This is a genomic window from Sphingomonas hankookensis, assembly GCF_001619955.1.
Lineage (GTDB): Bacteria > Pseudomonadota > Alphaproteobacteria > Sphingomonadales > Sphingomonadaceae > Sphingomonas > Sphingomonas hankookensis_A.
The window spans coordinates 50776-58467 of the sequence record NZ_LQQO01000010.1 but is presented as its reverse complement, the minus strand read 5'-3'; the positions used below and the strand labels follow the sequence as shown (position 1 = coordinate 58467).

Genomic DNA, 7692 nt, shown 5'->3' with positions numbered 1-7692 from the left:
CCCAGCACCCGCCATGCCAGATCGCGCAGGCTCCACGCCATCACGTCATCATCCCGCACCGCGATCGCCTGTCCCAGCAGCGTATCGGCCTGTTCGGGGCGTCCGGCCCGCAGCGCCTGCCGTGCGGCGGCAATCCACCAGTCGGGGGTTGCGGGCGTCCCGGCGGCAAAGATCGCCTCGGCACCCGCATCGTCCCCGGCCTCGCCACGATAGACCGCTTCGTCGAGCAGCAACGGGTCGCGCGGACCGATCCGCGCACGGCATTGCGCCAGGATGTCGGCGGCGGCGGCATGCGCATCGACCCCGGCCAGCATCGCCGCCCAGGATCGCTCCGCCGCGCCATCGGCATGATGCGGCACAGCCGCGGCATAATGATCGCAGAAATCGTCCCGATCGCCTGCTGCCCAGCGCAGCGTGGCATGGAGTTCGAGCGCGTCGATCCATTGCGGCAGCTGCGTCGCCAATTGCCTCGACAGCTCAAGCGCAGCCGCCCGGTCGCCCGCCGCCTCCAGCGCCTGTGCCAGCCCGTGCAACAGCCACGGGTCGCCCGGCGTCTCGGCCAGCGCGGCATCATACCGGGCGATCGCGCTGCCATCGCCCCGGTCGAGCGCGATACGCGCCCGGCCATGGAGCGCCCGGCGGTTGCGCGGATCGCGGCGCAGTTGCTCGTCATAGCTGGCGGCAGCCCCGCGCAGGTTTCCCGCAGCATTTTCGGCTGCGGCGCGCGTCGTCCAATAGCGCGGATGCCCGGCAAGCGCCGCCTCTCGCGCGGTCAGGTCGGCCACCGCCTCGGCTGCGCGGCCCAGCCGGGTCAGGACGATCGCGCGGTTGATCGCCGCCTCGCCAAGCGCCGGATCGATGCCGAGTGCGCGGTCGAACAGCGCCAGTGCTTCCGCCGCCCGCCCCGCCCCGGCATGGAAATTCCCGGCGCTGTTGAGCAGCGCGGCATCGCCCGGATAGGTCGCCACCGCCTGCGCAAAGCCCCTGGCCGCAGCAGCGTCGTCTCCCCGCGCCGCCGCCGCCAGCGCCGCCTGTCGAAGCGTGGCGGCGATCACCGGTCGCGGAACCAGCCGGTGATCGAATAGCGCCCCACCGGCGCGAATGGCGGCACATAGCTGACGGCATGCGGGCGCGGCACCGCAAACAGGCTCAGGGCATTGAAGCGCGGCCGATATCCCGCAACGATATCGCCATCGTCGTCGAAGAACTGCAGATAGCCGCCCCAGTCGGGCCGCCAGTCGACCGCGCAGAGCGACAGGACGTATGCGATGCGCCACCCCTCCCCGACATGGGAGTCGCTATGTTCCGCCAGGAATTGGCCCGGCGCGAACAAGGTCGCCTGCGCATCCGCCTTGCGCAGGTCGGGCATGCCGGTGACGCCGCGCACCAGGTCGAGGAACGGCGCGTCGTTGATATGTTCGAGCACGATGTCGTGCGGCCCGCCCGGCGCCCAGTGCTGGAGATAGGCATCGAGGATCGGGTAGCGCGCATAGGAAAAGCCATAGTCGCGCCCGCGCATCGCCTGCTCGATCGCCTCGCGGATGGCGGTGCGGCGTGCCGGGTCGAGCGCGGCGAACTCGGCGGCGGTCAGCCCGACCGGCTTGTCGGTGCCGACATCATAGGCGATGCCCCATGGCGTCTGTTCGGCGATGACGCGGTGGAGCGCGCGTGCCGAGACATCGGTCAGCACATCGCGGATCTGCACCCGTCCGTCCGCCGCGAATTGCGCGGCAAGTGCCGTCCGGTCGAGCGACGGGTTGAGCGCGAGCAGTTCGATCATGCGGAATACCGGGTGGTCATACGCGAAAGGTTTCGCCCAGCCGGCGCGATGGCGCAAGCCGTCGCCCGACACGGGGGCTTCATTCGCCGCGCGATCGGTGCCATGCCATCCGGCACCGATGTTCACGCTCGACCCGACCCTCGATCTCGCGATGCTCGCCGAACGCTATCGCCGCGACGGGCGCGTGGTGATCGACAATGCCCTGGCCGGCGATGCCGCGCTGCTGCTTTCGGCGCATCTGCGCCAGCGGACCGACTGGCGCAAGCTGGTGCTGAGCGGCGACCAGGTCGTCGAATTCGACCGCGCCGGATGGGGGGCGATCCCGCCGGAACGGGCCGAGGCGCTGAACCTCGCGGTCTATGCCGCCGCGCGCGCCGGCTTTCAGTTCCGCTTCGACAGCATCCGCGTGTCCGACGCCGTGCGGGACCGCGCGGGCGATACGACCCCGCTTGGCGGTTTCGCCCGCTGGATGTCGTCGCCGGCGATGCTGGACGCCTTGCGGGCGATTACCGGGGCGGGTGACGTACGGTTCGCCGATGCGCAGGCGACCGCCTATGCCCCCGGCGATTTCCTGACCGTCCATGACGATGCCGTCGCGGGCAAGCATCGCCGGGCCGCCTATGTCTTTGGCCTCACCCCGGGATGGCGGCCCGAATGGGGCGGGCTGCTGCTGTTCCACGGGCCGGACGGCGAACTGCGCGCGGTCGCGCCGGGGTTCAACCGGATGACCATCTTTGCCGTGCCGCAGGAACACAGCGTCAGCGAAGTGACCCGTGCCGCCCCGGCGCGGCGCTATTCGATCACGGGCTGGCTGCGCGCCGAACCGCAACCCTGATCCCGCCTCACCGGCGCGGCCTCCGAGCCCTCCGTTCACCGCACCTCGAACGCCCCCGCAATTTCGGCATCGTCCCCCGCATTGACCCAGCAGTCGAACGCGCCCGGTTCGATCCGCCACGTCCCGTCGCTCGCCACCAGCGCCAGCGCGTCGCCGGCGATCTCCAGCGCGACCCGCGTCTCGGCGCCCGGTGCCAGCGTCACCCGCGCGAACGCCTTCATCTGGCGCACCGGTCGGCTCCTGCTCGCCACCCGGTCGTGCAGGTCGACGCGGACCAGTGCCGTTCCGGTCCGCGCGCCGATGTTGCGCACCGCCACCGATACCGGCACCGCCGCCCCCGCCGCGACCATGGCCGGCAGGCGCAGCTCGGACAGCGCGAAGCGCGTATACCCCATGCCCGACCCGAACGGGTATAGCGCGCGGTCCGGCGCATCACGCCAATGGCTGCGGCCCGCCGCCATCGGATCGCTGTCGGGGGCCGGCCGCCCGGTGCTGCGCCGGTCATAGGACCAGGGCTGCTGTCCGCTTGCCATCGGAAAGCTGACCGGCAGCCGTCCGGTCGGCTCCACGACGCCGAACAGGATGTCGGCGATCGCCGGACCGGTCTGTTCCCCCAGGAACCACGTCGCGAGCAGCGCGGGCGCATCGCGCACCGCCCCGTCCAGCGCCAGCGCCCGGCCATGGCGCAACAGCACCACCACCGGCCGCCCGGTCGCCGCGACCACCTCCGCCAGCGCCTGCTGCACCGGCGGCACGACGATAGCGGTGCGGCTGTTGCCCTCGCCCGACATGTCGGCGCCCTCGCCGATCGCCAGCAGAACCACGTCCGCCGCGCGCGCCGCCGCCACCGCGCGCTCGATCCCGCCGGGCAGCGGATCGACGATCCCGCACCCCGCCTCGACGCTGAGCGCCTGCGGATCGGCCAGCATCGCGCGCACGCCTTGCGCGATATCGATCCCGTCCGTCGCATCGCCCGCGAACGACCATGGCCCGTTCAAATTCGCCCGGTCCGCACCGAACGGCCCGATCAGCGCGATGCGCCGCCCGGTGCGCGGCAGCGGCAGCAGGTCGCGATCGTTGCGCAACAGCACGATCGATCGCGTCGCCACCTCGCGCGCGGTCCGCCGGATCGCCACGCTCCCCGTCTCGCGCCGCTCGGCCCGCGCATCGATCGATCGGAACGGATCGTCGAACAGGCCCAGCCGCTCCTTCAGCGTCAGCACCCGCCGCACCGCCTGGTCGACCGCCGCCACCGGCACCCGGCCGCTCGTCACCAGCGCCGGCAAGTGCCGCACGAACAACCCGCTCTGCATCGACATGTCGATCCCGGCGAGGATCGCCAGCCGCGCCGCATCGGCCTCGTCCGCCGCGATACCGTGCGCGATCAGCTCGCGGTCGGCATCGTAATCCGACACGCACACCCCGTCGAAGCCCAGTTCGCCGCGCAACAGGTCGGTCAGCAGCGGCCGGTTGGCGCTGACCGGCACCCCGCCAAAATCGGTGAACGACGCCATCGTCGCGCCCGCCCCGGCGGCAAAGGCGGCGGCGAAGGGCGGCACGAACGTCTCGCGCAGCTCGGCCATGCTCATGTCGACCGCGGCATATTCCATGCCGCCGCGCACCGCGCCATAGCCGACGAAATGCTTGGGCGTCGCCAGCAGCGCGTCGGGGCGCGTCAGGTCCGGTCCCTGAAACCCTTCGACCCGCGCCGCCGCCAGCACGCGGTTGAGCAGCACATCCTCCCCCGCCCCTTCCGCCACCCGGCCCCAGCGCTGGTCGCGCGCGACATCGACCATCGGCGCGAAGGTCCAATGGATGCCGCCCGCCGTTGTCTCGCGCGCGACCGCTCGCGCCGCACGCCGCGACAGGTCGGGGTCGAACGCCGCCGCCTCGGCCAGCGGGATCGGAAAGATCGTGCGACAGCCGTGCAGCACGTCGGCGGCAAAGGCCAGCGGGATGCGCAGCCGGCTTTGCAACGCCGCTGCCTGCGCCACCCGCGCACCCGCTACGCCATAGCCGTTGAACAGCATGCCGACCCGCCCGGCGCGGATATCGGCCAGCATCGCGTCGCGCCCGCGGGGATCGACGACCGGATTGAACACCGCGCCGACCGGCCGAACCTCGTCGTTGAAACAGCTGAGTTGTCCCGCCTTCTCGGCCAGGGTCATCCGCGTGATCAGCGCCTCGACCCGCGACGATGCCGCCCGCACCGGTCGCACGACCGCCGCCATGCCCGCGCCCAGCAACGCGGTTCGCAAGACTTTACGGCGACTTGGCCGCACCCGTTCCAGCCAATGTTGCGCAATCGCCACAGAACGACTTTCTGATACGGTTCCCGGTATACCATGATTGCCGGCCTTTCCGCCGGGGTCTAGATGTAACCGGTCCCAGCAATGCCGGGACCAACGGAATATCTGGGTGGAGAGGGAACATGCTGACATTCAATCGCGCAGCCGCGCGTGCAGCATTGCTGGCTGGCGCCGCTATGCTGCCGACGATCGCCTGGGCGCAGACCGCGCCGGCCGATCCGGCCGCGACGCAGGCGACCGACGGCACCACGACCGCCGATGACGAACAGGACGTGATCGTCGTCACCGGCACGACCTCGCGCGATCGTCCGCTCATCACCGCATCGGCCGATATCACGCTCGCCGACCGCGCCGATATCGACCGGCGCGCGCCGCGTTCGACCGCCGACATGCTCGAACTGGTGCCCGGCATCTTCGTCGAAGCGACGGCGGGTCAGGTATCGAACAACTATTCGGTACGCGGCCTGCAGGGCGGCGGCCAGCGCTTCGTCCAGCTGCAGGAGGACGGCATGCCGATCCTCTATGGCGGCGGCGGCGCCGACTTCTTCTTCGACCAGGACCTGACCATCGATCGCCTCGAAGCAGTCAAGGGCGGGTCGTCGGGCGTACTGACCGTCAACGGCGCGGGCGCGACGATCAACTTCATCTCGAAGCGCCCGAACTTCAGGGAAGCCGAAGGAGCCGCACGCGTCACCGCCTATAATTACGGCATGAAGCGCGGCGACTTCTATTATTCGCAGCCGCTGGCCGAAAACCTCGCCTTCAATGTCGGCGGCTATATCCAGTCGAGCCCCGGCGTGCGCGAAAACCCGTTCGACTATGCCGGCTGGCGGTTGAAGGGGATGCTCGAATATCGCTTCGACGATGGCGGCTATGCGCGCCTGTCGGCCAAGGGCGGCGATGTCGAAAACGCCTATTATGCGACGATGCCCTACCGCCTCGACGGGGGCAAGATCCGCGGCATTCCGGGGCTGGATACGCAGGACGGCAATGTCGGCGGCGATGCCTTCGCCAATATCGCGGTGCCGGTGTCGACCTTCGCCCATCCCAGCGGCTTCCGCGAATTCCGCTATCGCGACGGGATCAAGGCGAAGACCGCGCAGGTCCGCTTCGACATCGAAAAGCCGGTGGGCGAGACCATCGACCTGTTCGCCCATGCCCGCTACCTGAAATATTCCTACGACTTCAACGGCCTGTTCCCAGGATCGGGCACCGGCAATGCCGGCCTGACCAGCGCGCAGAACTATCTGACGCCCGGCGCCTCCTCGCCGATCAACGACCTGCTGACGCTCGGCCGCGCGGCCTATCCGGCGGCGACGCGCTTCGGGATCAAGAATTTGCGGACCGGCGTGGTGCTGGGGTCGAACCAGACCGCACAGCTCGCCGCGCTGGCCGGCAACGGCTTCCTCCAGCGGACCACGCTCAACCACGACTATATCGACGGCCGCGATTTCGGCGCGAATGTCGGCGGTCGCTGGGAATATGAAAACGACCGGTTCAAGAACTCGCTGACCGCCGGCGTCATGTATTACAACGTGATCCGCAAGCAGGATCAGTCGGCCACCGCCAGCATGGTCAACGACGTGAAGACCAACAGCGACGTGTACGACATCGTCGCGCTGGACGGTAACAACCAGGTCATCGGCACGCTGTCGGACAACGGCCTCGTCTCCTATGGCGACTGGGGTGCCGGCATCCGCGAGCGGCGGGACTCGGCGGTCTCGCTCTACGTCAACGACGAAGTCGCGTTCGGCGACCTGCGCGTCGACGGCGGCGTGCGCTGGGAAAGCGACGACGCGACCGCGCTCGACGGCAACCAGCTGGCGGTGAACCAGCCGGTGCAGCCCGGCGTCGGCGGCGTCATCCGCAATGTCGGCGCCAGCTTCGACGGCACCTTCACCACACGGCAGCGCACGCAGCGCAAGGCGTCGTGGACGGTCGGCGCCAACTATCTGATCACGCCGAACTTCTCGGTCTATGCCCGCTATGCCAACGGGTTCCAGACCAACAATGTCGATCCGATCACCACGATCGAGCTGTACGAAGCCGGCGTGCGCTACCAATATGGTCGCCTCTTCTCCGGCTCGGCGACGGTGTTCCGCACCAATTTCGACAATCAGAACTACAACTTCGCCAACCCGACCAACCCGTCGCAGCAGCAGAATCTGAACGCCGACCTGCGCACCAAGGGGGTCGAGATCGACCTGGTGGTGCGGCCGACCAACTGGTTCTCGGTCGATTTCCAGGGTGTGTTCCAGGACCCGCAGCTGCTCAACCTGCAGCTGGACGGCGTCGATCAGGGCGCGGCGTTCGAGGGCAATCGCCCCGAACGGACGCCGGCGCAGCTGTTCACGATCCTGCCGACGCTCACGCTGCCCGACGGGCTGGGCGACGTCTATGCCCGCTACAAGTTCGTCGGCAAGATCTTTGCCGACAACGGCAACGGCATCGCCCTGCCCAGCTACGGCGTGACCGGGATCGGCGTGAACCTGAACCTCAGCGAACGGGTGCAGCTGAACCTGAACGCCGACAACGTGTTCGACGTGGTCGGCCTGACCGAGGGCAATCCGCGTCAGGGTCAGACCCAGGCGATTACCGACGGCTATTTCTATGCCCGCGGCATCGTCGGTCCGACCTATGGGGGCACGCTGACCTTCCGGTTCTGACGGGCCCTGTCGTCGCCTTTCCGTACCCCCGCGCAGGCGGGGGTCCAGGGTCACGAATGCAGGCCGTTGTTTTGCTTGGCTCTGGACCCCCGCCGGTGCGGG

Annotated in this window: 5 protein-coding genes; 2 read left to right on the top strand and 3 right to left on the bottom strand. The window is 69.3% G+C overall.

Going from position 1 to position 7692, the window contains the following annotated elements:
- A partial coding sequence (locus AVT10_RS07045; RefSeq protein WP_332307284.1) for a tetratricopeptide repeat protein occupies nt 1–1055 on the bottom strand: 1055 nt, incomplete at its 3' end.
- Entirely contained in the window at nt 1052–1906 is an 855-nt protein-coding gene (locus tag AVT10_RS07040; protein ID WP_232307917.1) for a 2OG-Fe(II) oxygenase, read from the bottom strand. The genes AVT10_RS07045 and AVT10_RS07040, both read right to left, overlap by 4 nt.
- Here AVT10_RS07040 and AVT10_RS07035 point away from each other — a divergent pair.
- Nucleotides 1899–2615, top strand: a complete 717-nt coding sequence (locus AVT10_RS07035; RefSeq protein WP_066689589.1) for a 2OG-Fe(II) oxygenase — start codon at nt 1899–1901, stop codon at nt 2613–2615. The genes AVT10_RS07040 and AVT10_RS07035 overlap by 8 nt on opposite strands.
- Before the next feature lie 35 nt (nt 2616–2650).
- Here AVT10_RS07035 and AVT10_RS07030 read toward each other — a convergent pair whose 3' ends face one another.
- Entirely contained in the window at nt 2651–4846 is a 2196-nt protein-coding gene (locus AVT10_RS07030) for a glycoside hydrolase family 3 N-terminal domain-containing protein (protein WP_084401448.1), read from the bottom strand.
- Nucleotides 4847–5046: 200 nt separating this feature from the next.
- On the opposite strand from AVT10_RS07030, the gene AVT10_RS07025 reads away from it, so the two are divergent.
- Entirely contained in the window at nt 5047–7590 is a 2544-nt protein-coding gene (locus tag AVT10_RS07025; RefSeq protein ID WP_126013959.1) for a TonB-dependent receptor domain-containing protein, read from the top strand.
- Nucleotides 7591–7692: the final 102 nt, after the last annotated feature.